The sequence below is a fragment of the Streptomyces sp. NBC_00193 genome (genome assembly GCF_026342735.1).
GTDB classification, from domain to species: Bacteria; Actinomycetota; Actinomycetes; order Streptomycetales; family Streptomycetaceae; genus Streptomyces; species Streptomyces stoeckheimensis.
Genome location: NZ_JAPEMM010000001.1, coordinates 3,653,709 through 3,679,117, shown reverse-complemented (window position 1 = coordinate 3,679,117; position 25,409 = coordinate 3,653,709). Strand labels below are relative to the sequence as shown.

The 25,409-nt window shown below is 70.8% G+C and carries 21 protein-coding genes, 1 tRNA gene and 1 riboswitch; of the genes, 9 read left to right on the top strand and 13 right to left on the bottom strand.

From position 1 onward, the window contains the following. Positions 1–5: 5 nt before the first annotated feature. Complete coding sequence (locus OG898_RS16355; protein WP_250736945.1) at positions 6–392, top strand: hypothetical protein; 387 nt, start codon at positions 6–8, stop codon at positions 390–392. A 367-nt stretch (positions 393–759) separates the two neighbouring features. On the opposite strand, the gene OG898_RS16350 is transcribed toward OG898_RS16355, so the two are convergent. Next, positions 760–2,145 (bottom strand): cystathionine beta-synthase, encoded by a 1,386-nt coding sequence (locus OG898_RS16350; protein ID WP_250737764.1) that lies wholly within the window; start codon positions 2,143–2,145, stop codon positions 760–762. 169 nt (positions 2,146–2,314) lie between these two features. Between OG898_RS16350 and OG898_RS16345 the strand changes: the two genes are divergently transcribed. The 3 genes from OG898_RS16345 to OG898_RS16335 all read left to right on the top strand — a co-directional run bounded on the left by OG898_RS16345 (position 2,315) and on the right by OG898_RS16335 (position 5,811). Next, complete coding sequence (locus tag OG898_RS16345; protein WP_266957637.1) at positions 2,315–3,400, top strand: SGNH/GDSL hydrolase family protein; 1,086 nt, start codon at positions 2,315–2,317, stop codon at positions 3,398–3,400. A gap of 67 nt (positions 3,401–3,467) precedes the next feature. Further along, positions 3,468–4,688: an acetyl-CoA C-acetyltransferase gene (locus OG898_RS16340; protein WP_254387615.1), complete on the top strand. Its 1,221-nt coding sequence runs from the start codon at positions 3,468–3,470 to the stop codon at positions 4,686–4,688. Between the two features lie 313 nt (positions 4,689–5,001). After that, a complete protein-coding gene (locus OG898_RS16335; RefSeq protein ID WP_250736951.1) occupies positions 5,002–5,811 on the top strand; it encodes a hypothetical protein in 810 nt (269 codons plus the stop codon). A 37-nt stretch (positions 5,812–5,848) separates the two neighbouring features. Here the strand turns inward: OG898_RS16335 and OG898_RS16330 are convergent, their stop codons facing one another. Further along, positions 5,849–6,250 (bottom strand): hypothetical protein, encoded by a 402-nt coding sequence (locus tag OG898_RS16330; protein ID WP_266957632.1) that lies wholly within the window; start codon positions 6,248–6,250, stop codon positions 5,849–5,851. 106 nt (positions 6,251–6,356) lie between these two features. On the opposite strand from OG898_RS16330, the gene OG898_RS16325 reads away from it, so the two are divergent. After that, positions 6,357–6,587 (top strand): DUF4287 domain-containing protein, encoded by a 231-nt coding sequence (locus tag OG898_RS16325; protein WP_250736957.1) that lies wholly within the window; start codon positions 6,357–6,359, stop codon positions 6,585–6,587. Between the two features lie 144 nt (positions 6,588–6,731). On the opposite strand, the gene OG898_RS16320 is transcribed toward OG898_RS16325, so the two are convergent. Both OG898_RS16320 and OG898_RS16315 read right to left on the bottom strand, forming a co-directional pair. Then, positions 6,732–7,589, bottom strand: a complete 858-nt coding sequence (locus OG898_RS16320) for a Bax inhibitor-1/YccA family protein (RefSeq protein ID WP_266957629.1) — start codon at positions 7,587–7,589, stop codon at positions 6,732–6,734. 213 nt (positions 7,590–7,802) lie between these two features. Beyond that, positions 7,803–7,884 (bottom strand) — tRNA-Leu (locus OG898_RS16315). Positions 7,885–8,452: 568 nt separating this feature from the next. Here OG898_RS16315 and OG898_RS16310 point away from each other — a divergent pair. After that, complete coding sequence (locus OG898_RS16310; RefSeq protein ID WP_250737766.1) at positions 8,453–9,217, top strand: ABC transporter ATP-binding protein; 765 nt, start codon at positions 8,453–8,455, stop codon at positions 9,215–9,217. Positions 9,218–9,273: 56 nt separating this feature from the next. Continuing rightward, positions 9,274–11,826 carry an ABC transporter permease gene (locus tag OG898_RS16305; RefSeq protein ID WP_250737308.1) on the top strand — a complete coding sequence of 851 codons (2,553 nt, stop codon included), beginning with the start codon at positions 9,274–9,276 and terminating at the stop codon, positions 11,824–11,826. A 99-nt stretch (positions 11,827–11,925) separates the two neighbouring features. On the opposite strand, the gene OG898_RS16300 is transcribed toward OG898_RS16305, so the two are convergent. Beyond that, the gene (locus OG898_RS16300; protein WP_266957627.1) at positions 11,926–13,269 is read right to left on the bottom strand and encodes a cyclopropane-fatty-acyl-phospholipid synthase family protein; all 1,344 of its coding nucleotides are present in this window, start codon (positions 13,267–13,269) and stop codon (positions 11,926–11,928) included. 199 nt (positions 13,270–13,468) lie between these two features. Next, the gene (locus OG898_RS16295; RefSeq protein ID WP_266957625.1) at positions 13,469–14,851 is read right to left on the bottom strand and encodes an NAD(P)/FAD-dependent oxidoreductase; all 1,383 of its coding nucleotides are present in this window, start codon (positions 14,849–14,851) and stop codon (positions 13,469–13,471) included. A gap of 466 nt (positions 14,852–15,317) precedes the next feature. Here OG898_RS16295 and OG898_RS16290 point away from each other — a divergent pair, with 466 nt between their 5' ends. Next, on the top strand, positions 15,318–16,430 hold the full coding sequence (locus OG898_RS16290; RefSeq protein WP_266957623.1) for a MerR family transcriptional regulator: 1,113 nt from the start codon (positions 15,318–15,320) through the stop codon (positions 16,428–16,430). A 74-nt stretch (positions 16,431–16,504) separates the two neighbouring features. On the opposite strand, the gene OG898_RS16285 is transcribed toward OG898_RS16290, so the two are convergent. The 7 genes from OG898_RS16285 to OG898_RS16250 all read right to left on the bottom strand — a co-directional run bounded on the left by OG898_RS16285 (position 16,505) and on the right by OG898_RS16250 (position 24,011). Beyond that, positions 16,505–17,446, bottom strand: coding sequence for a Ppx/GppA phosphatase family protein (locus OG898_RS16285; protein ID WP_266957621.1), 942 nt, complete (start codon positions 17,444–17,446; stop codon positions 16,505–16,507). Then, the gene (locus tag OG898_RS16280; protein WP_250737320.1) at positions 17,443–18,033 is read right to left on the bottom strand and encodes a DUF501 domain-containing protein; all 591 of its coding nucleotides are present in this window, start codon (positions 18,031–18,033) and stop codon (positions 17,443–17,445) included. Before OG898_RS16280 ends, OG898_RS16285 begins: the two co-directional genes overlap by 4 nt. A 40-nt stretch (positions 18,034–18,073) precedes the next feature. Continuing rightward, on the bottom strand, positions 18,074–18,562 hold the full coding sequence (locus OG898_RS16275) for a septum formation initiator family protein (RefSeq protein ID WP_250737322.1): 489 nt from the start codon (positions 18,560–18,562) through the stop codon (positions 18,074–18,076). Positions 18,563–18,661: 99 nt separating this feature from the next. Then, positions 18,662–19,942 carry a phosphopyruvate hydratase gene (gene eno, locus OG898_RS16270; RefSeq protein WP_250737324.1) on the bottom strand — a complete coding sequence of 427 codons (1,281 nt, stop codon included), beginning with the start codon at positions 19,940–19,942 and terminating at the stop codon, positions 18,662–18,664. Between the two features lie 338 nt (positions 19,943–20,280). Next, entirely contained in the window at positions 20,281–20,988 is a 708-nt protein-coding gene (locus OG898_RS16265) for a transglycosylase family protein (RefSeq protein ID WP_266957617.1), read from the bottom strand. Between the two features lie 2 nt (positions 20,989–20,990). Continuing rightward, positions 20,991–21,162: riboswitch (cyclic di-AMP (ydaO/yuaA leader) on the bottom strand. Between the two features lie 276 nt (positions 21,163–21,438). Further along, the gene (locus OG898_RS36265) at positions 21,439–22,566 is read right to left on the bottom strand and encodes a transglycosylase family protein (RefSeq protein WP_323184859.1); all 1,128 of its coding nucleotides are present in this window, start codon (positions 22,564–22,566) and stop codon (positions 21,439–21,441) included. Positions 22,567–22,709: 143 nt separating this feature from the next. Next, a complete protein-coding gene (locus OG898_RS16250) occupies positions 22,710–24,011 on the bottom strand; it encodes a cytochrome P450 (protein WP_250737768.1) in 1,302 nt (433 codons plus the stop codon). A 199-nt stretch (positions 24,012–24,210) separates the two neighbouring features. Between OG898_RS16250 and OG898_RS16245 the strand changes: the two genes are divergently transcribed. Continuing rightward, positions 24,211–25,395: a globin domain-containing protein gene (locus OG898_RS16245; RefSeq protein ID WP_323182649.1), complete on the top strand. Its 1,185-nt coding sequence runs from the start codon at positions 24,211–24,213 to the stop codon at positions 25,393–25,395. The last annotated feature ends 14 nt before the right edge of the window (positions 25,396–25,409 follow it).

The window sequence follows — 25,409 nt, the reverse complement described above, 5'->3', positions numbered from 1 at the left end:
ACGGGATGGAGTCGCAGGAGCTGAAGAAGGAACTCTCCGCCACGCTCGACGCCCGGCGGGAGCTGGGGACCGAGTACGAGGCCGCGCTGGTGGACTCGTTCGTGGAGAAGGTCGACACGCAGGTGCGCCGGCGCCTCGCGGAGGAGCGGCTCACCGCGGCCCGCGGCACCCATCCGGGCGCGGCCGGCTCCCCGGAGGGCAACTTCGGCGAGCGCTTCGGCTTCGCGATCGTCACCCTGGTGCTGGCGATCCCGCTCTCCGCGATCGGCGCAGCCCACGCGCAGCTCAGCGGTCTGGTCGTCGCCTGGCTCGGCATCCTGGGCGTCAACTTCGTCCACGCGGCGAAGTTCCGCCGCCACCACGGCGAGCGCGGTACCGACGCGCTGGACTGACGGGCGGGCATCAGGGGCGGCGGCTTCAAGGGCCCGCGGGCGCCCGCGCACATGTTTATGCGCGGGGACCGCCGCACCCCGGTTTCCCGGGGGCGGGACGACGGCGGTCCCCGCGCAGGACACGGGCCGGGTCAGGGCCGTCCGCGCGTCCGTGGCGTCCAACGCTGTCCGGGAGCCGCTCCGGAGGTGCGCCGACGCCGTTCGTGGTGCCGGCCGGGTCCCGGTTTCCCGGGCTTCCCTGCCGACAACCACCACTGTGCAGGAGCCTTGTTAAGCGGGTGCTGCCGTCACGTGACGGGCCCGTACCGTTTGCGCGTCGTCCGCGCGCACGCACCCGTACGGGCCGTACGGGTGCTGCGGCTTCGGACTACTTGGCGCCCTTGGCCAGGAACGCCAGCAGGTCCTGACGGCTCACCACACCGGTCGGCTTGCCCTCGACCAGCACGATCGCCGCGTCGGCCTCGCCGAGCACCGCCATCAGCTCGGAGACGGGCTCGCCGGAGCCGACCTGCGGCAGCGGCGCGCTCATGTGCTTCTCCAGCGGGTCGCCGAGCGAGGCGCCACCGGCGAACAGCGCCGCCAGCAGCTCCTTCTCGACCACGGAGCCGATGACCTCGGCCGCCATCACGTCGGGGTGGCCGGCGCCCGGCTTGACGATCGGCATCTGCGAGACGCCGTACTCGCGCAGCACCTCGATGGCCTCGCCGACGGTCTCCTCGGGGTGCATGTGGACCAGGGAGGGGATGCCGCCCGCCTTGTCCGCGAGCACGTCCCGGATGCGGGCCGAGGGGCCCGCGTCCTCCAGGAAGCCGTGTCCGGCCATCCACTCGTCGTTGAAGATCTTGCTGATGTAGCCGCGCCCGCTGTCCGGGAGCAGGACGACGACCACGTCGTCCGGGCCGAGGCCCTCGGCCGCTCGCAGCGCGGCGACGACCGCCATGCCGCAGGAGCCGCCGACGAGGAGGCCCTCCTCCTTGGCGAGGCGGCGGGTCATCTGGAAGGAGTCCTTGTCGGACACCGCGATGATCTCGTCGGTCACGTTCGGGTCGTAGGCGGTGGGCCAGAAGTCCTCGCCGACACCCTCGACGAGGTACGGGCGGCCCGAGCCGCCGGAGTAGACCGAGCCCTCGGGGTCCGCGCCGATGATCTTCACCCGGCCGTCGGAGGCTTCCTTGAGGTACCGGCCGGTGCCCGAGATCGTGCCGCCCGTGCCGACGCCGGCGACGAAGTGGGTGATCTTCCCGGCCGTCTGCTCCCAGAGCTCGGGGCCGGTGGTCTCGTAGTGCGAGCGCGAGTTGTTCGGGTTGCTGTACTGGTCGGGCTTCCAGGCGCCCGGGGTCTCGCGCACGAGGCGGTCGGACACGTTGTAGTACGAGTCCGGGTGCTCGGGGTCGACGGCGGTCGGGCAGACCACGACCTCGGCGCCGTACGCGCGCATGACGTTGATCTTGTCAGCCGAGACCTTGTCGGGGCAGACGAAGATGCACTTGTAGCCCTTCTGCTGGGCCACGATGGCGAGTCCTACACCCGTGTTGCCGCTCGTGGGCTCCACGATGGTGCCGCCGGGCTTGAGTGCTCCGCTCTGTTCGGCGGCCTCGATCATCCTGACGGCGATCCGGTCCTTCACGGATCCGCCGGGATTGAAGTACTCGACCTTGGCAAGGACGGTGGCCTGGAGGCCTTCGGTCACACGGTTGAGCTTCACCAGCGGGGTGTTGCCGACGAGGCTGATCATCGAGTCGTGGAATTGCACCATGTTCTCCAAGGAGGGGACTCCACGGGTTCTCCGGGAGGCACCGCCAGACTATGCGGAAAGGGATTGACCGACCGTCCGTACGGGGCAGGAAGGTCAACAGGACGGCGGGGTCTGCAGGGGACGGCGCAGGGATCCGGCCAAAGGGACCGAGAAGGTGGCTTGAAGGGTGTCCAGGGCGAGGACGGCCCGCCGCATCGCGGCGGGAGCGGCGTACGGCGGTGGCGGGCTCGGGCTCGTCGGAGCCGCCGCGGTCGGGCTGGTGGTCGCGGAGATGCAGTTCGCGAAGCGGACGGTCGGCACCGGACTGCCGGATCCGCCGCGCGCGGACGGGCTGTACGGGAGCGAGTTCGGCGGTCCCGAGCTGAGTCCGGGCCCGCTGCGGTTCGGCGTACTGGGTGATTCCACGGCCGCCGGGCTGGGGGTGCGGCGGGCCCGGCAGACCCCGGGAGCCCTGCTGGCCTCGGGGCTGGCGGCGGTGGCCGAGCGGCCGGTCGAGCTGCGCAACGTGGCGCTCTCGGGTGCCATGTCGGACGACCTGGACCGCCAGACGGGGCTGCTGCTGGACGGCGACGGCCCGCCCCCCGACGTGTGCGTGATCATGATCGGCGCCAATGACGTGACCCGCCGGATGCCGCCCACCCAGTCGGTGCGGCTGCTGACCGCGGCCGTACGGCGGCTGCGGCTCGCGGGCTCCGAGGTGGTGGTCGGCACCTGCCCGGACCTCGGCACCATCGAGCCGGTCTACCAGCCGCTGCGGTGGCTGGCCCGCCGGGTCTCGCGCCAGCTCGCGGCCGCCCAGACGATCGGGGTGCTCGCGCTGGGCGCCCGTACCGTCTCGATCGGCGACCTGATGGGGACGGAGTTCGCGGCGAACCCCCGCGAGATGTTCGGACCGGACTCCTACCACCCGTCGGCGGAGGGGTACGCGACCGCGGCGATGGCCATACTGCCGACCCTGTGCGCGGCCCTGGGCGTCTGGCCCGAGTCGGACCGGCTGGACGTCTCACGCAACGAGGACATGCTCCCGCTGGCCAAGGCCGCCTCCGCCGCGGCGGGCCAGGCCGGCACCGAGGTGACCGGGGCCCGCGGCGCGTGGGCGCTGCTGAAGTACCGGCGCAGGCGCCGGGTGCCGGGCGAGGACCTCACGGAGCAGGCCGGAACGGAGCAGACTGGAGGAGCCGGGCCGGACGGCGCGCCGGACGCCCCGGCGGATGCGCCCAGAGCGACCGGAGTCACATCGCAAGGGCAGTGACCTCGACGGTACGGGGCGGTAACTTCGCATGCGGTCCCGGTACGACACCACCTCCCTTGGAGCCCCGATGCCCGAAGCCGTCATCGTTTCCACCGCCCGTTCGCCGATCGGTCGCGCCTTCAAGGGATCCCTCAAGGACGTCCGCCCGGACGACCTGACCGCCACGGTCATCCAGGCCGCCCTCGCCAAGGTTCCCGGGCTGGACCCGCGCGAGATCGACGACCTGATGCTGGGCTGCGGCCTCCCGGGCGGCGAGCAGGGCCACAACCTGGGCCGGATCGTCGCGGTGCAGATGGGCATGGACCACCTGCCCGCCACCACGATCACCCGCTACTGCGCCTCCTCGCTCCAGACCTCCCGGATGGCGCTGCACGCCATCAAGGCGGGCGAGGGCGACGTCTTCATCTCCGCGGGCGTGGAGATGGTCTCCCGGTCCGTGAACGGCTCCTCCGACGGCATCCCGGGCACGCACAACCCGCTCTTCGCCGAGTCCGAGGCCCGGACCAAGGAGGTCGCCGAGTCCACCGGCTCCACCTGGCACGACCCGCGCGAGGACGGCCGCACCCCCGACGCGTACATCGGGATGGGGCAGACCGCCGAGAACCTGGCCCGCCTCAAGGGCGTGACCCGCGCCGACATGGACGAGTTCGGCGTGCGCTCGCAGAACCTGGCCGAGGAAGCCATCAAGAACGGCTTCTGGGCCCGCGAGATCACCCCGGTCACCACCCCGGACGGCACGGTCGTCTCGCAGGACGACGGCCCGCGCGCCGGGGTCACCCTGGAGGCCGTCCAGGGCCTCAAGCCGGTCTTCCGCCCCGACGGCCTGATCACCGCCGGCAACTGCTGTCCGCTGAACGACGGCGCCGCGGCGCTGGTCGTCATGAGCGACACCAAGGCGCGCGAGCTGGGCCTGACCCCGCTGGCCCGGATCGTCTCCACCGGCGTCACCGGCCTCTCCCCCGAGATCATGGGCCTGGGCCCGGTCGAGGCCTCCAAGCAGGCGCTGAAGCGGGCGGGCCTGACCGTCGGCGACATCGACCTGTTCGAGATCAACGAGGCCTTCGCGGCCCAGGTGATCCCCTCCTACCGGGACCTCGAGATCCCGCTGGAGAAGCTGAACGTCAACGGCGGGGCCATCGCCATCGGTCACCCCTTCGGGATGACCGGCGCGCGCATCACGGGCACGCTGATCAACAGCCTGCAGTTCCACGACAAGCAGTTCGGCCTCGAAACCATGTGCGTCGGCGGCGGCCAGGGCATGGCCATGATCATCGAGCGCCTCAGCTAGTCCGGGCCGAGCGAGGCCGTCGGGATCAAGAGCCGAGGCCAGACGCCGTACGGAATCCGCTTGATCCCGTACGGCGTACTGACACCGAATCTAATCCTCTCGCGGCCATTCTGTGACCAAATGTCCCCCAGGATGTGACCTTAGTCCTGGGGGATCATTGTTTGCGCAGGTCAGGCCTGGTTCGGGCGGGGGTCTCGGGACGAAAGGCCTGTCCAATTCATGACGTAATGCACTGCAAGCCATTCCCAGGGCAGGACAAGCTGATGTAGGAAGTCGGGGGATCGAATCAATCAGGAGTTAGTCAGTGAGCGCCATGTCTCTTGCCCTACTGCTGACCACGGCCGCTGCCACGGCCGTCGGCGCTGCTGCGCTGCACGCCGTCCACGGCCTGCGCAAGCAGGTCACCGCACTGCGCGGTGAGCTGACGGTTTCGCACCCCCGTGGTGCCACCGTCCCGCACGCCCGCAGCGCCGTGGAGTCCCCCGCCGCCGAGATACGAGCCGCCGTCGCCGAGGCCCTGGCCGAGGAGCGCGAGCGCGAGCTCGCCGAGGCGCGCGCCTTCTGGGCCGCCCAGGAGGCCCGTGACGCCGCCGACGCCCCCTCGCTGCTCGGCGGCCTGTCCGGCCTCGGCGAGGAGAGCCCGGTCTTCCTGCCCCGGCAGGCGGACATGGTCGGCCTGGAGCCGCTCCCGGGCGACGACGCCGAGGACTACCAGAGCTACCCGGAGGACTCGGCCGAGCTGGCCGCGGCCCGCCGGCGCCACCCCTCGCACCCCGATTTCGTCCCCGTGCAGGCCTCGCACCCCGGCGCCGACCACGAGCGCACGGTCAACCGCCTGGAGGAGCTCGCGGAGGCCCGTACGGCCCTCGCGGACGTCCGCCCCGGCCCGCTGGGCACCCTGGACGTGTACGTCTTCACCGACGGCACCACGCTCTGCATGACCCCGGGCCACCGGGAGACCGCCGAGCGGCTCGCCGACGCCCTGCGCTCGGGCAGCGCACCGGTCCTGCTGGGCGGCTCGGGCATCTCCGGCGCCTACGCCCTGACCTTCTCCTGCGGCGACTCCGAGGACCCGGACAGCAACGTCTACATCCTCGCCGACCGCGTCATCGCCTCGCTCTGAGCAGCCGCACCGCTCTGAGCCACCGCATCGATCCGCGTCACCGCAGCGCCCTGGCTTCCGCCTGATCCACCAGTCGAACGGCCTCGTCCAGCACCTCGGACGGGGCCTTCGCCGCATCCGGACCAGGATCCGGACCCGGGACACCCGCGGGGCCCGTCACCGCGGCGCGCAGGGCCTCGGCGAGGTCCAGCCCGGCCACGGCCAGCTGGTCGCCGACGACGAAGATCCCGGCGTCGGGCATCGTCCGCGCCGGAGCCGCCCCCGCCGCGTCCCCCGCGCCCGCGGCGGCCGCCTCCAGCCGCTGCGCCCTCAGCGAGAGCTCCCGGGCCAGGTCCAGCGCCACCTCGGCGGCGCCCTGCTGGAGCCGGCTCTGCGGCGCCGCCCGCAGCCGGTCGGCGAAACGTTCCACGGCGGCGGTCAGGGGTGAGGTATCGAGCACCCGGCCGACCTTACGCGCCGCCGCGGCGCCATTGCCAACGGGCGAACTCTCCGGCACGGTGGCGTGAAGAGAACAGCACAGCACGGCGATACCCCCGGAGGCGCCCATGTCCGTCGAGTTCTCCGAACAGACCCACCGCAACATGATCGACAGAATCCCCCAGACCACCGGTCGTGAACTCTCCGACTGGCTGCGGGCCGTGGACGACGGCCCCTCCCTCGTCCGGTTCGAAGAGAAGGTCAGCTGGCTGCTCGGCGCGCACGAGCTGTCGTACGGCCAGGCCAAGGCGATCATCCACGAGTACGACCTGCGCAGGGCCGCCCGCAAGTTCGGCTGAGCCGGCCCCTGCCCCCGTCCGTAGCCCCCGACGTCCCGACCGCCCGCCCGGTCACTCGATCTACTGACCCCCGACATGCGGGAAGGCCCCGCGAGCGTGTGCTCGCGGGGCCTTCCTCAGCTCATGGCGTGGGTACCTGCGGTACTAGTCGCCCTTGAGGATGGAGATCAGGCGCAGCATCTCCATGTAGATCCACACCAGGGTCATGGTGAGGCCGAAGGCCGCCAGCCAGGACTCCTCGCGGGGGGCGCCGTAGGCCACGCCGTCCTCGACCATCTTGAAGTCCATGGCGAGGAAGGCGGCACCCAGGAGGATGCCGATGACGCCGAACAGGATGCCCAGGGGGCCGCTGCGGAAGCCGAGGCCGTCGCCGCCCGCGAAGACGGAGAACAGCAGGTTGACGACCATCAGGAGCATGAAGCCCACGGCGGCGGCCATCACGAAGCCGACGAAGCGCCGGTTCACCCTGATCCAGCGCATCTTGTACGCGAACAGCACGCCGGCGAAGACGCACATCGTGCCCATGACGGCCTGGACGACCGTGCCCGGGCCGGTGTAGGTGCTGACGGCCGAGCTGATGACGCCGAGGAAGACGCCCTCGAAGGCGGCGTACGCCAGGATCAGCGCCGGGACCGGCTTGGCCTTGAACGACTGGATCATCGCGAACACGAACGCGATGAGCGCGGCGCCGATGGCGATGCCGTACGACTTGTTGATGTTGGCCGAGTCGACCGGAAGAACGATCCAGGAGATCGCCGCCGTCAGGATGACCGTGCCGAGCGTCAGAGCCGTGCGGCTCACGACGTCGTCGATGGTCATCGCGTTGCCGCGGACCGGCGCCTGCGGCATACCCGTGGCCGGGTCGGTCGCGTAGGGGTTGGTCGCGTACGGGTTGGTGGCGGTCCCGGCCTGGGCCTGGGGCTGCTGCGTGCCGAAGCCCGCATAAGCACCGTTGTCGCGGCTGAATCCCCGTCGCGAGAAGACCGGGTTGCTGCTCCTCATCTCACTCCTCCATGGCCACCGTGCGCGGCCTTGGAATCAAGAGTAATGCGAACGCAAAGAAATCGCCCTACTGCTGGAGGAGGATCTTTCCCCACTGGTACGGGACTGGTACGGGGCTGGTACGGACCTGCTCCGCGGGACGGGCGGGGGTACCCGTGGCGCCCCCGCCCTCCGCGTGTTCCGGCCTGAAACGGAACGTCCTCACCATCAGCGTGCCCGAAGCCGGACTTGAACCGGCACGACCCGAGGGTCAGCGAGGTTTAAGCTCGCCGTGTCTGCATTCCACCATCCGGGCAGGGCGTAGCGGCCCCGTAGGAAAAGCCTTGAACGCTACGCCGAGCCTATCCGGAACACTTACGCCCCCACCTGGGCGTCTCGCCGATGTTGTCTGATTTTATTGGCGCTTGATGGCGCGTCAGGGGACAGAAGCCACGGTCGGTACGTTCCGGGCGTCGATCATGGCCGTCACGGGATTGACGGGATTTCGATGGCCCGCGCCACCCCGCACGCCACCCCGTGCGCCACCCCCCGGACCCGGCTCCGCTTCCGGTCCGATTCCGCCTCCGTTCCCGCCCCGGGCTCAGCACCGCCCGCGCCCCGGTTCCGGCTCCGGTCCGCCCTCCGCGCCGGCTTCCGCCGTCCGCTCCCGCGCCGCCCGTCCGGGCGGCCTCCCCGACCCGCCTCCGGGCTGCCGTCATACCAAAGGAGGAGGCGCGGCCCTCCGTGGTCAGTCTCCGGTGGACCGGAGAACGGGCATCACGGCTGATCCGGAGCGGGGGTGGGCGCCGCGACGATGGAGGAGTCCCGCCAACCGCGGACCGTGAGCCCGGTCCGCCCCTTGAGGAGTCGCCTCCGTGACCACCATGAACTACGCCCCGCACACCTCCCAGGCCGTCGCCGCCCGCGCCACCGGCCTCTCCAAGGTGTACGGCCAGGGCGAGACCCAGGTGGTCGCTCTGGACAACGTCTCCGTGGACTTCGCGGCGGGCCAGTTCACCGCGATCATGGGCCCCTCCGGCTCCGGCAAGTCCACGCTGATGCACTGCGTCGCCGGCCTGGACACCTTCTCCGCCGGGTCCGTCCGCATCGGCGAGACCGAGCTGTCCACGCTGAAGGACAAGCAGCTCACGCAGCTGCGCCGGGACAAGATCGGCTTCATCTTCCAGGCCTTCAACCTGCTGCCGACCCTGACGGCCCTGGAGAACATCACGCTCCCCATGGACATCGCCGGCCGCAAGCCCGACAAGCAGTGGCTGGACGCGGTGATCACCATGGTCGGCCTCTCCGACCGCCTCTCCCACCGCCCCACCCAGCTCTCCGGCGGCCAGCAGCAGCGCGTGGCCGTGGCCCGCGCCCTGGCCTCCCGCCCCGAGATCATCTTCGGCGACGAGCCCACCGGAAACCTCGACTCGCGCTCCGGCGCCGAGGTCCTCGGCTTCCTGCGCAACTCCGTGCGCGAGCTCGGCCAGACCGTCGTGATGGTCACCCACGACCCGGTCGCCGCCTCCTACGCGGACCGCGTCATCTTCCTCGCCGACGGCCGCATCGTCGACGAGATGATCCAGCCCACCGCGGACGGCGTGCTCGACCGCATGAAGGCCTTCGACGCCAAGGGCCGCACCAGCTGAGGGACGCACCCTCCCCGTCCCCGCTGACCCCCGAACACCCCTGGGATTCCTCCACCATGTTCCGTACCGCCCTGCGCAACGTGCTCGCGCACAAGGCCCGGCTGCTGATGACGGTGCTCGCCGTCGTCCTCGGCGTCGCCTTCGTCTCCGGCACGCTCGTCTTCACCGACACCGTCGGCAAGGCGATGTCGAACCAGTCCGCCAAGAGCTTCGACGGAGTCGCCGTCTCGGTCACCTCCTACGGCGCCCCCCGCAACGAAGAGGGCGTCAAGGAGGGCGAGCCGGGCATCAGCCAGCAGACCCTGGACAAGGTCAAGGCCCTCGGAGGCGTCGAGTCCGCGTCCGGCCGCGTCCACGGCTTCGCCGCCGTGGGCGACCAGGACGGCAAGCTGATCGGCACCGGCTGGGCCAACACCGGTGCCAACTTCGTCCCCCTCAAGGACGGCAAGGACCCGCGCTACGCCTTCACCGAGGGCAACGGCCCGGCCAAGGCCGGCGAGATCGCCCTCGACCAGGAGACGGCCAAGCGCGGCAAGTACAAGGTGGGCGACAAGGTCCGGGTGGCCGACAACGGCCCGGCCAAGGAGTACGCGCTCACCGGCGTCTTCACCACCGAGGACGGCGCGGTCAACGCGGGCGGCTCGCTGGTCCTGTTCGACACCCCGACCGCCCAGCAGCTCTACCTGGAGCCGGGCTACTACGACGAGCTCGCGGTCAGCGCGAAGGCCGGCACCTCCGCCGACCAGCTGCTCACCGAGATCAAGCCGCTCGTCGGCAAGGACGCCAAGGCCCAGACCGGCGCGGCGCTCGCCGCCCAGCAGGCCAAGGACATCGAAGCCGGCATGAACAGCATGAACCAGATGCTGCTGACGTTCGCGCTGATCTCCCTCTTCGTGGGCATCTTCCTGATCTACAACACCTTCACCATGCTGGTCGCCCAGCGCACGAAGGAGCTGGCCCTGCTGCGCGCCGTCGGCGCCAACCGCGGCCAGGTCAAGCGCTCGGTCCTGGCCGAGGCCCTGGTCGTCGGCGTGATCTCCTCCGCCATCGGCCTGATCGCCGGCGTCGGGCTCGCGGTCGGCATGCGCTCCGCGATGAACGCCTTCGACGTCAAGATCCCGGCCGGCCCGCTGGTCGTCGCCCCCGTCACCATCGCCGCCGCGATCGTCATCGGCGTCGTCGTCACGATGCTCGCCGCCTGGCTGCCCGCGCGCCGCACCGCCAAGATCTCCCCGGTCGCCGCCATGGGCAGCGCCCACCTCCCGGCCTCCTCGAAGTCCCTGGTGCTGCGCAACAGCATCGGCGGCGCCGTCACCCTCCTCGGCCTGCTGGGCATCCTCGGCGGCGCGATGAGCGGGAAGGACGGCAAGATGCTCATCGGCGCCGGCGCCTTCCTCACGATGATCGGCATCATCATCCTGCTGCCGGCCCTCTCCCGCCCGGTCATCGCGGCCGTCCGCCCGCTGCTGGAGAAGGTCTTCGGCGTCGCCGGCAAGCTGGCCGCGCAGAACGCGGTCCGCAACCCGCGCCGCACCGCCGTCACCGCCGCCTCGCTGGCCATCGGCCTGACGCTGGTCACCGCCCTGTCGGTGCTCGGCATCACGATGGGCAAGGCCATCGACCGGATGACGACGGCCAACCTCAAGGCCGACTACAAGGTCTCCATGGGCGAGAGCTTCGGCAGCCTGGACGCCTCCGTGATCCCGGCCCTGGAGAAGGCCCCCGGCGTCAAGGCGGTCTCCCCGCAGCAGGCCGGTGACTTCAAGGTCGGCGACGGCGACACCTACCGCTCGGTCTCCGGGGTCAACCCGGCGACCATCGGCCAGCTCCTCAACTTCGACGTGGTCAGCGGCCAGCTCACCAGCCTCACCAAGGGCGAGGTGGCCGTCTCCGAGAAGACCGCGAAGTCGGACGGCCTGTCGGTCGGCTCCCCCCTGAACGTCACCTTCCCGGACAACAAGAAGGAGAGCCTGAAGGTCGGCGCGGTCTACAAGGACATGGAGGGCATGCTCTCCCCCTACGTGATCGACTCCCGGATCCTCGACCGGCACGACGAGAAGCCGTACCTGCGCGAGGTCCTCGTCAAGATGGACGGCGGCCCCTCCGCCAAGGGCGAGCAGGCCCTCGTCGACGCCCTCGGCAAGAACCCGGCGATCACCTTCGCCACCCAGCAGGACATCCGCAACGAGATGGGCGGCATGATCAACACCGCCCTGAACATCATGTACGGCCTGCTCGCCATGGCGCTGATCATCTCGGTCCTCGGCGTCGTCAACACCCTGGCGATGTCCGTGTACGAGCGGACCCAGGAGATCGGCATGCTGCGGGCCATCGGCCTGGACCGCGGCCGGGTCAAGAACATGATCCGGCTGGAAGCCATCGTGATCTCGCTCTTCGGCGCGGTGATCGGCGTGGCCCTCGGCACCTTCATCGCCTGGGCCGTCGGCGAGACCATCAAGAGCTCGATCCCGAACTACGCCCTGGTGATCCCCTTCGACCGGATCGCGATCTTCATGCTGCTGGCCGGCATCGTGGGCGCCCTGGCGGCCATGTGGCCCGCCCGCAGCGCGGCCCGGCTGAACATGCTGACCGCGATCAAGACGGAGTAGCCGTACGAGCGCACCCGTACGAAGCCGCAGGGCCCCGCGACATCCCGTCGCGGGGCCCTGCGCCGCTTTTCAGAGAGCCGCGGACCGGCCCGTACGGGCCTACGCCGGCCACTCCCGGGCGCGCAGCGGCATCCCGGAGGCCGACCGGGTCCCCGTGTGCACCGCGAGCACCTGGTTGACGCCGAGCCGGTTGTGCTCGAAGGCGAGCGCCGAGGCGGCCATGTACAGCTGCCAGACCCGGGCCCGCCCGGGCGAGGTGAGCCGCTGCGCCTCCTCCCAGTGGTCTTCCAGCCGGGCCACCCAGGCCCGCAGGGTGAGCGCGTAGTGCTCGCGCAGCGCCTCCACGTCGCGGACCTCGAAGCCGGCCCGTTCCAGCTCGCCGACGGTGGTGCCCAGCGGGGACAGCTCCCCGTCGGGGAAGACGTAGGCGTCTATGAACGCGTTGATCCGGTACGACTCCTCGTCCGGCTCGGGGCGCCGCGCGATCTGGTGGTTCAGCAGCCGCCCGCCCGGACGCAGCAGGCCGTACAGCGTGCGGGCGTACGTGCGGTAGCGGTCGGCGCCCACGTGTTCGGCCATCCCGATGGAGGAAACGGCGTCGTACGGGCCGTCCTTGACGTCCCGGTAGTCCTGGACCCGGATCTCGACGAGGTCGGCCAGGCCCTCCTCCGCGACCCGCTTGCGGGCGTAGGCGGCCTGTTCGCGCGAGAGCGTGATCCCGGTGACCTTCGCCCCGTACTCCCGGGCCGCGTGCAGGGCCATCGAGCCCCAGCCGCAGCCGACGTCCAGGAGCCGGTCCCCCGGGCCCAGGCCGAGCTTGCGGCAGACCAGGTCCAGCTTGTCCCGCTGGGCGTCCTCCAGGCTCCCGCCGGGGGTCCAGTAGGCGCACGAGTACACCATCGACGGGCCGAGCACCCGCTCGTAGAAGGTGTTGCCCACGTCGTAGTGGTGGCTGATGGCCTGCCGGTCGCTTCCCTTGGTGTGCCGGGGCCCGCCGCCGCGGCGGTGGGCCTCCTCGGGCGGCGGGGCCGGCTTGGTCCACGGCCGCGCCAGGCCCACGAGGCCCCGTACGGCGGCCCGGGCGCGCGGATCGCGCAGCAGGGCGGCGGGACCGGCGGCCTTGTTCCCGGCGGCCTCGGCGGCCTTGGCCGCCGCCTCCGCGTCGGGCTCGCGGTCCCGCTCCCAGAGCAGCCCGCCGACCCGGTCCAGCAGCTCGAACAGGTCACCGTCGACGGTGAGGTCCCCGGCCACCCAGGCGCGGGCCAGGCCGAGCTCGCCCGGCTTCCACAGGATCCGGCGCAGGGCGCGGCGGTTGTTCAGGACCAGGATGGGACCGCCGAGCGGGCCGGCCTCGCTGCCGTCCCAGGCCCGGATCCGGACGGGGAGAGGGGCTCCCAACAGGGTTTCGGCTAAAGCGGCCAGCCGCGGCGCGGCGTCGTTCATGCGGGGACCCTCCAACAGGCTCCGACGTGCTCGGACAAGTTCCGACCGCACGGCATACCCGGATCCGGTCCCGAATATGCCGAAGGGGCCGCCCGCACCACGGATGGCGGGCGGCCCCTTCGGGACACGCTGGGTCTGACTGGTCCTACTGGTCGAACTGGTCCTGCCTGTACCGCTGGTCCTGCCGGCCCCTACGGGGTCAGGAGGCCTTGGCCTTCTCGGCCGGGACCGCGACGGCCGGAGCCGGCGCCGGCTTGGCGGCCTCGTAGAACTCCTCGCGGGGGGTCTCCAGCGCACCGAGGGAGACGACCTCGCGCTTGAGGAACATGCCGAGGGTCCAGTCGGCGAAGACGCGGATCTTGCGGTTCCAGGTCGGCATGGCCATGCCGTGGTAGCCACGGTGCATGTACCAGGCGAGCCGGCCCTTGAGCTTGATCTTCATCCCGCCCATGACGATCATCGCCACGCCCTTGTGGAGGCCGAGGCCCGCCACCGCACCCTTGTTGGAGTGCGAGTACTCGGTCTGCGGGAAGCCGCGCATGCCCGAGATGACGTTGTCGCCGAGGACCTTGGCCTGGCGCAGCGCGTGCTGGGCGTTCGGCGGGCACCAGGCGTTCTCCACGCCGGCCTTGCGGGCGGCGAGGTCGGGCACCTGGGCGTTGTCGCCGGCGGTCCAGATGTAGTCCGTGCCCTTGACCTGGAGGGTCGGCTCGGCGTCCACGTGGCCGCGGGGGCCCAGCGGCAGGCCGTAGCGGGCCAGCACCGGGTTGGGCTTGACGCCGGCGGTCCACACGAGGGTGTTGGAGTCGACCTCGAGGCCGTTCTTCAGCACCACGTGGCCGTCCACGCAGGAGTCCATGGAGGTGTTCAGGTAGATCTCGATGCCGCGCGACTCGAGGTGCTCCTTGCCCCAGGTGCCGAGCTTGGGCCCGACCTCGGGAAGGATCTTGTCGGCCGCGTCGACCAGGATGAAGCGCATGTCCTCGCGCTTGATGCTGGTGTAGTACTTCGCGGCGTCGCGGGCCATGTCCTCGACCTCGCCGATCGTCTCGGCGCCGGCGAAGCCGCCGCCGACGAAGACGAAGGTGAGCGCCTTGCGGCGGACGTCCTCGTCCGTCGTGGACTCGGCCTTGTCGAGCTGCTCGAGTACGTGGTTGCGCAGGCCGATGCCCTCTTCCACGCCCTTCATGCCGATGCCCTGTTCGGCGAGGCCGGGGATCGGGAAGGTGCGGGAGATGGCGCCGAGCGCGATCACCAGGTAGTCGAAGGGCAGCTCGTACGCCTCGCCGACCAGCGGCGTGACGACGGCGACCTTGCGGTCCTGGTCGATGTTCGTGACCCGGCCGGTGAGGACCTCAGCCTTCGGAAGCACGCGTCGCAGAGGTACGACGACGTGCCGAGGCGAGATGCTGCCTGCGGCCACTTCGGGGAGGAAGGGCTGGTAGGTCATGTACGAGCGCGGGTCGACGACCGTGACGGTCGCCTCGCCGTAACGCATCTTCTTCATGATGCGCTTGGCTGCGTACAGGCCTACGTACCCACCTCCTACAACGAGGATCCTGGGACGCTCCGTGGTGCTCATGGAACGAGTATCCAGCACCCTCAGGGGTGACGCTCGTGAGCCCCTTCACAAGGACCTCGGGCCCCTCTGCTACACTCCGCCGCCCACGTGACCGAGGTCATGGCGCGGAGCGGGAACCAGGGTGTAACGGGAGTCGTTGAACACCAGTCCTGAACTGGCCTCCAAGCCCTCAAGCGGAGTAGACCACCGCCTTCGTGGATACCTACCGCCAGAGGTGCGCGAGGTCCGGCAATCGCACGAACGCGAGCAAAAAGAAGGCCCAGGAGGCTCCGGACTCGCCCAAAAGGCTCCTCCAGACCCCTCACAGGCACCTTTTCCTTGTGAAGAACTTCACGAAGTTCATGTGGACGACGGGACCTAAGGCCCCCGAACAGCCCTCCGAGAGCCCTGTGGACCCCTACCGTCGCCCCCTGCTGTTGACCCTCGACCTGGTCGAGGGAGCAGTGTGCGGGGCGTGGAGAACGAGATGCGCAGTATCGGCGAGACCGCCCGCGACAGCGGCCTGAGCGTGAGTGCCCTGCGGTTCTACGACGGGGCCGGCGTGCTGGTGCCCGTCCTGGTCGACCCAGCGAGCGGGTACCGCTGGTACGGGCCCGAGCAGGTCGAGGAGGCCCGGCTGCTGGCCCGGCTCCGGCGGGCCGGCATGCCCCTGGCGGACATCCGGCTCGTCCTGGCCGGCTGGGCCGGCGCGGACACCGATCTGGTGCGCGGGCTGCTCCGGGCACACCTGCTCCGGCTCGAACGGGGCCTGTCCGATGCGCGCAGCGAACTCTCCGCGGTCCGAGCACTCCTCGAGCACAGGGAGAACCCCATGAGCACGCCCCCCGCCACCGCCGCCACGACCGCCCGGCTCACCCTGTCGGCGTCCGAGCTGGCCGCCGCCCTGGACGCCGTCCGGTTCGCCGTCGGCTCCGACCCCGAGCTGCCGGTCCTCGGCGGCGTCCTGTTCGACATCGAGGGCGGGGCGCTGCGCGTGGTGGCCACCGACCGGTACCGCCTGGCCGTCGCACGCGCCGGGGCCACCGGACACACCGGCCCCCGCCTGCAGCTCCTCGTACCCGCCCCGCTCGCGGACGCGATGCGGGCGCTCTTGAGCGAGGACGCCCCGGTCCTGCTCACCGTGGACGGCGACCGCGTGTCCCTGGAGACGGAGACGGCGGACCGCCAGGCGGCCGGCCGCTGCCTGGGCCACGAGTTCCCCGACTACCGCCGCCTCGTCAGCCTGCCCGCGGGGCGCCGGGTCCTCGTCGACGTGCCGGCCTTCCGCGAGGCCCTGGCAACGGGTCCCGTCCGGCCGGCCGAACGCGAGCAGGACGGCGCGACCGGCGACGTCAGCGTGCTCAAGGTGACCGCGGCGGACGAGGTGTCGCAGGTATCGCAGGTGTCCCTCTGCGGCGACGAGGACGACGACCCGGCCAACGTCGGCCTGAACCGCGCGTTCCTGCTGGACGCCATCGCCGCCGGGGACCGCGACCGGCTGGTCCTGGAGCTGGGCGCCCCCAAGGCCCCCGTGGTGATCCGGCGCCCCGACGACGAGGAGACCTTCTCGCTCCTGATGCCGGTCCGGCTGGACGCGTAGGGCCCGTACACAGGACGGCGCCCCCGGCGGGATGGATCCGCCGGGGGCGCCGTGTCGTGCGTGCGCGTCGGTCGTCAGGCGATGGACCAGGCGATTCCGTCGAGGATGTCGTGCTCCGAGACCACGACCTCCGAGGCGCCGACCCGCTCCATGATCGCCAGCAGGACCAGGGCGCCCGCGCCGATCACGTCGACCCGGCCCGGGTGCATCACCGGGATGGCCGCGCGCTCGGCGTGGGTCAGCGTCAGCATCCGCTCGCTGACCTCGCGGACCGTCTCGTAGGAGATCCGGGAGTGGTGGATCCGCTCCGAGTCGTACGCCTCCAGGCCCAGCGCGATCGCGGCGACCGTGGTCACCGACCCGGCCAGGCCCACCAGGGTGCGCGCCTCGGCCAGCGGAACCGTCTCGGAGGCCAGGTCGAGCCCGGCCTCGATGTCGGCCCGTATCGCGGCGATCTGCTCCGCGGTCGGCGGGTCGGTGACGACGCCGTCCACCGTCAGGTGGCGCTCGGTCATCCGGACACAGCCCACGTCGACGGAGCGGGCCGCCCGGACGTGTTCGGCGCCGACCACGAACTCCGTGGAGCCGCCGCCGATGTCCACCACCAGGAAGGGCCGCTCCAGGTCGGTGCGGCCGGTCAGCTCGCCGGTGGCACCGGTGAAGGAGAACTCGGCCTCCTGGTCCCCGCTGATCACCTCGGGCTCGACGCCCAGGATGTCCAGGACCCCGCGGACGAAGTCGTCGCGGTTCTCGGCGTCCCGGGAGGCCGAGGTCGCCACGAAGCGCACCCGCTCGGCGCCGAGCTCCTTGATGACCGCCGCGTACTCGCGGCAGGCCGCGAAGGTGCGCTCCAGCGCCTCCGGAGCCAGCCGGCCGGTCTTGTCGACGCCCTGGCCGAGCCGGACGATGATCATCCGGCGGTCCAGCTCGATCAGCTCGCCGGTGGCGGGGTCGAGGTCGGCGACGAGGAGCCGGATGGAGTTCGTACCGCAGTCGACGGCCGCGACGCGGGTCACGCGCCCGCCTCCGCGGTGGCGGTGTCGTCGGCCTTCTTCTCGCCGGCCTTCGTCTCCTCGGCCTGCTTCTCGCCGCACGGGGTGACGCAGGCGCCCTTGGCCCACCACTCGGGCAGCATCGCCAGGGCCTCGTCGCCGAACGGGTTCACGCCCGGGCCCGCGGCCAGGGAGTGGCCGACCAGCACGTGCAGGCACTTCACCCGGTCCGGCATGCCGCCGGCGCTCGGGAAGCCCTGGAGCACCTCGATGGCGTCGCGGCGGGTGATGTAGTCCTCGTGCGCGGCCCGGTAGGCGGCGGCCAGCTCCGGGTCCACGGCGAGACGGGCCTGCATCTCCTTCATCACGCCGTTGGCCTCCAGCGTGCCGATCGCTCCGGCGGCGCGCGGGCAGGTCAGGTAGTACAGCGTCGGGAAGGGGGTGCCGTCGGGGAGCCGCGGTGCGGTCTCCACCACGTCCGGCTGCCCGCAGGGGCAGCGGTGCGCGATGGCGCGGAGCCCGCGCGGGGGGCGGCCGAGCTGCTGTTCGAACGCCTCGATGTCGGCGGCGGTCGGCTCGGTCCGGTCGGTCTGGGGCGGGGGCGTCTGCATGCCTGGAGGAAGTCTTTTCGTTCTCGTGGATGGGTGGGACTCAGTCGCCCGGGCGGTCGGCCTTGTCGACGCCGTCCCAGACGTTGGAGTACCAGGGCCGGTCGGTGGCGGCCTGTCCGCTGCGGCGCTGCTCTCCCGCGGCGGCTCCGGGGTCGGTCATGATGTAGCTGATCTCCCCCGGCCGGACGAAGTGCAGGTGCTTGCGCGCCTGCTGCTCGGCGTACGCGTTGTCCTGCCAGCGGGCCTTCTCGTCGCGCAGCCGTTCCAGCCGGTCCCGCGCGGAGACGGCGTCCTTCTGCTGCTTCGCGATCTCCGAGCGCTGGGAGACGTACTGGCGCATCGGATACGCGAGCGCGACGACCAGGGTACAGAGGACGAGGACGAGCAGGGCGGCCCGGCCGGTGAGCCGGCTGCGGCGGACCTGCCGGCGGGACTGCGAGCGGTACACGTGCGCCGCGGTCCGCTCGCCGAGCTGCTTGAGCCTGGTCGCGGTCGAGAACGTGGCGAACCGGTCCCGGTTCCCGGCCATTGATCCGCCTCCCCTATATGCGCACGACGCACTACGTCCCCGCACACGGTACGGGACCGAGTGCGGGGACGTAGGGAGGCTTGCGCCCTAAAGGACTGATCAGCCCTTGAAGCGCGGGAACGCGCTGCGGCCCGCGTACACCGCGGCGTCGTCGAGGATCTCCTCGATGCGCAGCAGCTGGTTGTACTTGGCGACGCGGTCCGAGCGGGCCGGGGCGCCGGTCTTGATCTGGCCGCAGTTCACGGCGACCGCGAGGTCGGCGATGGTGACGTCCTCGGTCTCACCGGAGCGGTGCGACATCATGCACTTGAAACCGTTGCGCTGGGCCATCTCGACGGCGTCCAGGGTCTCGGTCAGCGAACCGATCTGGTTCACCTTGACGAGCAGGGCGTTCGCCGAGCCCTCTTCGATGCCGCGGGCGAGACGCTCGGGGTTGGTGACGAAGAGGTCGTCGCCGACGATCTGGACCTTGGAGCCCAGGCGGTCGGTGAGGGTCTTCCAGCCGTCCCAGTCGTCCTCGAACAGCGGGTCCTCGATGGAGACGAGCGGGTACGCCTCGACGAGCTCGGCGTAGTAGTCCGTCATCTCGGCGGCCGAGCGGGACTTGCCCTCGAACTCGTAGTTGCCGTCCTTGTAGAACTCGGACGCGGCGACGTCGAGCGCGAGCGCGATCTGGGTGCCCGGGACGTAGCCGGCCTGCTTGATGGCCTCGACGATGAGGTCCAGCGCGGCGCGGTTCGACTCGAGGTTCGGCGCGAAGCCGCCCTCGTCGCCCAGACCGGTGGAGAGGCCCTTGGTGTGCAGGACCTTCTTGAGGGTGTGGTAGACCTCGGCACCCCAGCGGAGGGCCTCGGAGAAGGACTCCGCGCCGATCGGGGCGATCATGAACTCCTGGATGTCGACGTTGGAGTCGGCGTGCGACCCACCGTTCAGGATGTTCATCATCGGAACGGGCAGCAGGTGCGCGTTCGGGCCGCCGAGGTAGCGGAAGAGCGGGAGGTCGGAGGCCTCGGACGCGGCGTGCGCGACGGCGAGGGAGACACCGAGGATGGCGTTGGCGCCGAGGGAGCCCTTGTTCTCGGTGGCGTCCAGGTCGATCATCGCCTGGTCGATCAGGCGCTGCTCGGTGGCGTCGTAGCCGACGAGCTCCGGGCCGAGCTGCTCGATGACGGCGAGGACCGCCTTCTCGACGCCCTTGCCGAAGTAGCGGTTGGGGTCACCGTCGCGGAGCTCTACGGCTTCGAACGCTCCGGTGGAGGCGCCGGACGGAACTGCAGCACGGCCGGTGCTGCCATCGTCGAGGCCCACCTCGACCTCGACCGTGGGATTGCCTCGGGAGTCCAGGATTTCCCGGGCTACGACGACGTCGATGGACGGCACGAGCATCTCCTTCTGGGATGTGACGCTGGGTGTGCGGTGGCATGTCAGGCCGTGGGATGGCCTTGCCGCTTAGAGCCTAACCGCCTCCGGGCACTCGGCCAGCCGACCGCCCGGGTCCTGGGACGAAAAAGGGCCTGAATGCCCCTCTTACAGGACATAGGACCCTTGATCATCAGTCGTCCGGAGGGTCCGTCAGGCCGGAAGCACCCGCACACAGCACCGCCCGGCGCGAAGGGGGTTGCGCGCCGGGCGGTGGATTTGCGTGGTGGAACTACGCGCCGGAACTACTGCGCGTCGCGAGAACGACCGCGGTCGTTCTCAGAGCTTTCGACCGGGATTCAGCCGAGGTTCAGCTTCTGACCCGGGTAGATCAGGTCGGCGTCCGAGACGATGTCCTTGTTGAGCTCGAAGAGCTTCTCCCAGCCACCGGACACCTTGTTCGCGTCGGCGATCGCACCCAGCGTGTCGCCGGACTTGACCTCGTAGGAGCCGTTGCCCGTCTTGGGAGCCTCGGTCTTCGGCGCGGCAGCAGCGGCCGGACGCTCGGAGCGGGTGGTCGGAGCCTCGACGCGCTTGGTCTCCTTCTTCGACTCGGCCTTCTTCTCCTGCTTCGGCGCCGGCTTCGGCTGGGCCTTCGGCTTGGAGGGGGTCTCCGCCGAGCCGCCGGTGTAGGAGGAGTTCGAGAGGCCCACGCCACAGGACGGCCAGGCGCCCTTGCCCTGGCCCTTGAGGACCTTCTCGGCGATGGCTATCTGCTGCGACTTGGAGGCCTGGTTGGCCTGCGCGGCGTACGCCTTGCCGCCGTACGCGGCCCACGTGGAGGACGAGAACTGCAGGCCGCCGTAGTAGCCGTTGCCCGTGTTGATGGACCAGTTGCCGCCGGACTCGCACGCGGCGACGCGGTCCCATTCACCGGCGGTCGCGGCGGAAGCGGTGCCCGCGGCCATCAGCGGCGCGGCCACGGCGACACCGGCGACACCGGCGAGCGTGACGATGCGGACGGCCTTGGAGCCGCGACGGTGCTTGCCCTTGCCCGAAAGCAGCATGGAGTTCTCCTCACCGACGCCTACGAGGTGAGCTGTCGGGTTCGGGCGAGTGAGTGCCCGGCCGAGCGACCTAGCGCTTGGCTTAACCCCTAGCCGGTTCCGTGACCGTCTCTCAACGATCGGTTCCGGCGCCTACCTTGGTTCCCCCGCTCCTGCCTTCGGCGCTTTACGCGACGAGTGTTCCCTCCGTCCGCCGGCAGGATTCGGCGATGCGGTCGAAGGAGCCCGCGGTGGCGAGCGATTCAGAAGGTAGACAGGTCTCCCCCCGATGTTCAACGAGGGACATCGAGGGGAAACGGTGCCTACTTGCGCTCTCCGGAAGGACGTTTGCGCAGGTGAGGGCGGGGTTTGCGGAACCGTCCGGGCCAGACACGCCAGTTGACCTGAAGAGACACATGTCTCACTTACAGAAAACGGACAATCAGCTGGTTCCGGACGCCTTAAGTGCCCTTATTGATGCGTTAGATCCAGGTTCTGACCGGGCTTGATCAGGTCCGCATCTCCGCCGATGACCTGCTCGTTGGCCTCGTACAGCCCCTTCCAGCCGCCCTTCACGCCATTGGCGTCCGCGATCTCGGCGAGGCTGTCGCCCGCCTTCACGGTGTACGTCGGCTCCGACGCGGCATCAGATGCGGCGGGCGTTTCGACCGCGGCCTGGCCGCGGTGCTTGCCGCCGCCCTCGGTCGCGCCGGGGGTCGCCGGAGCGCTCGGGGCAGCGGAATCGCCGGGTGCGGCCGGAGTCGTCGGGGCCGTGGGGTCAAGCGGGTTGACCGGATTTGCCGGGTTCGCCGGATTGCCGGGGCTCGTCGGGTTCGCCGGGTTCGTCGGGTTCACGGCCCCCGGGTCGGACGGGGTCACGGGAGCCGTCGGGTCCACCGGCAGGGTCGGGTCCACGGTCGGCGGTGCCGGAGTCGTGGGGTCCACCGGAGCGATGGGGCCCACCGGGGCGGTGGGGTCCAGGGGGCTCGTGGGAGCCGTCGGGTCGCCCGGGAGGCCGGGAGGCGGCGTCTGGAGGTCCGGCGCGGGCATGACGGGCAGGTCGCCGGGCACGCCGATCGGGTAGTCGGGCAGCGGCGATTGCGACGGGGCCGGCGGAGCCGGGCTCGTCGGCGTCGGGGCCCCGAAGTCCGTGGACGGCTTGCCCGAGCCGTTGTGGGGCACGGAGTCGTCCGGGCGGGACGGGGCGGGGGTGGCGGATCCGGAACCGCCGGGCAGACCCGGGTCGACCACGGCGGCGGGCGCGTCCTGCGTCAGACCGGCCGGCACGCCGCACAGCGGCCACGCCTGGGGGCCCTGGGAAGCCAGGACCCGTTCGGCCACGGCGATCTGCTGGGAGCGGCTGGCGAGGTCGGCGCGCTCGGCGAAGTCGAGCCCGCCCGCGCTCTTCCACTGCTCCTGGCTGAACTGCAGCCCGCCGTAGGTGCCGCCGCCGAAGTTGGCACTCCACGTGCCACCGCTCTCGCACTCGGCGACCTTGTCCCATGTGGAGGTCTCCGCGGCGCTCGCACCGGTGGCCGCGAGCAGCGGCAGGGCGAGTGCGGTGCCGGTGACTCCGGCGGTGACGACAAGTGCGGGCACTTGTCGGGGGCGTCTGTGGCGGCCGTTCCCGGAACGCATGAGGCTGCACCTTTCGCATAACGGCGGGGTAACGGCAGAACCTAGTCGCCTTCGAACGCCTGTCACAAGTTTGGGCAGTCAACTGACTTCAGGTCAGGCCGGTTTCAGGTGTTTTGGGCCATGGATTCGGCTGTGGATTCGGCAGTGAAGCGGACCGGGAGCGTCCGCAGCCCCCGCATGATGAGCCCACCGCGCCACCGCAGCTCCTCGGGGGGCACCGCCAGTTCCAGGTCGGGCAGCCGCGTCAGCAGGGTCGCGAGCGCCGTCTGCCCTTCGAGCCGGGCGAGCGGGGCGCCCAGGCAGTAGTGGATGCCGTGCCCGTATCCGAGGTGCTGGTTGTCGGTCCGGGAGAGGTCCAGGGTGTCCGGTTCGGCGAACCGCTCGGGGTCCCGGTCGGCGGCCGCCAGGACCACCAGCACCGGATCTCCGGCCGCGATGTCCTGACCGCCGAGGGCGAAGGGTTCGGTGGCGAACCGCCAGGTGGCCAGCTCCACGGGGCCGTCGTAGCGCAGCAGCTCCTCCACGCCGGTGGCCAGCAGCCCGCTCTCGCCGGCGGCGAGGGAGAGCTGGAGGCGTTCGCGCTGCTCCGGGTTCATGAAGAGGGAGTGGATCCCGTTGCCGATGAGGTTGACCGTGGTCTCGAACCCCGCGAACAAGAGGATGAAGGCCATCGCGGTGGCCTCGGCCTCCGTCAGGTGGTCACCGTGGTCGCTGGCCCGGATCAGATCGGAGATCAGGTCGTCGCCGAGGTCGTCGCGCTTGCGGTGGATGAGCTCCCCGAGATAGGTGCGCATCTGCTTCACCGACCGGGCCACCCCGCCGCGCGGCCCGCCGCCGTGCCGGATCATCATGCCCGCCCAGTCGCGGAAGTCGTCCTGGTCCTCTCGCGGTACACCGAGCATCTCGCAGATGGCGTAGATGGGGAGCGGGAAGGCGAACTCGTGGATGAGGTCCGCCTCCCCCTTCTCACAGAACCGATCGATGAGGTGGTCGGTCAGCTCCTGCACCCTCGGCGTGAACTCGGCGACCCTGCGCGGGGTGAACGCCTTCGACACCAGCCGGCGCAGCCGGGTGTGGTCCGGCGGGTCGATGTTGAGGAGGTGGGTCATCAGCTCCGCCTTGCGCTCCCCCGGGATGCCTGTCCGGCCCTTGGCGTGCGCGGAGCCCTCGTGATGGGCCGGGTTCTTGCTGAGCCGCTGGTCGGCGAGGGCCTGGCGGGCGTCGGAGTACCGGGTGACGAGCCAGGCCTCGACCCCGCTGGGGAGCGTGGTGCGGTGCACGGGCGCGTGCTCGCGCAGCCAGGCGTACGCCGGGTACGGGTCGGTCGCGAACTCCCAGTCGAACAGGGTCGGCGGTGGGGCGGAGCCGTCCGCGGCGTCTGCGGATGCGCCCGCGGGTCCGTCCACGGACTGGTCGGCGGCGGGCTCTTCGGGAACTGCGGGGGTCTGCTCGTGCACCCGGAGACCGTATCCCGCCCTCCACCCGTCACCCCATATGGGTCGGTTGTCGCGGCTGTCCGTAGATCGGCTCTGGCTTGACCTCACGTTGCCCGGCGTTCCTACTTTCGGTTTTGTGGATGTGAGGATCTTGAAAAGCAGCTTCGCGGTGGTGGAGAGACGGGCCGAGCATGCGGTCAAGTTCTTCTACTCCCACCTCTTCTGGCACAACCCCGGAGTCCGTGATCTCTTCCCGGCCTCCTTCGAAGACATGGAGCGACAGCGGGACCGGCTCTTCGCCGCGCTCACCCATGTGATCGCCCACCTGGAGAACGAGACGCTCCTCCCCTATCTGCGCGACCTCGGCCGCGACCACCGCAAGTTCCTGGCGGGGCCCGAGCACTACGCGGCCGTGGGCACCAGCCTCATCGCCGCGCTCGCCGAGGCCTCCGGGTCCGCCTGGCACCCCCAGGCCGAAAAGGCCTGGTCAGAGGCGTATCAGGTGATCGCCGACGCGATGATGGCCGGCGCCGCCGCCAGCGACGATCCGCCCTGGTGGGACGCGGAAGTCGTACGCCACCTGCTGTACGGGGAGGACATCGGCGTCCTCACCCTCCGCCCGCACGCGCACTTCCCCCACCTCCCCGGCCAGTACGCGAGCGTGAGCAGCGACCGGGTGCCGACCACCTGGCGCACGTACTCCCTGGGGAACGCCCCGCGCGCCGACGGGACGCTCGACCTGCACGTCAGCCGGATCGAGGGCGGCCGCCTCAGCACCGCCCTGATCCGTGAGACGCAGCCCGGGGACGTGCTGCGGCTCGGCGCGGCCGGCGGACAGATGACCTTCCGCCGCGAGGACCGCCCGGTCAGCTTCATAGCCGCCGGCACCGGCTGGGCCCCGGTCCGCGCCATGCTGGAGGACCTGGCGGAACACCCTCCCGATCAGGACGTGCGGCTCTTCGTGGCCGCACGGGACGCCGCGCACCTCTACGACCGCCCGCTCATCGACGCGTACGCGGACTCCCTCGGCTGGCTGAGCGTCACCTACATCACCCCCGCCCCCGGCCAGCACCGCAACCAGGCCACCGACCGGCTCGCGACCGCGCTCAGCAACCGCGGGCTCTGGCCCGACCAGGACGTCTACCTGAGCGGTCCGCCGCAGTTCATCCGGGAGACCGCGTACCTCCTGGAGGAGCTCGGCGCGCGCCCCGACCGGATCTTCTACGACTCCGTACCTGCCAGTGGCAAGAGCCAGGACGACGGAAGCCGCCCGATGGGCTTCGGCGAGTGGTTCCTGAACCGCCCCGACCCGCACTGGCACAACCCGTCCGGCCGCGCGCCCAGAGAGTACTGACGTAGTCGCGGGAC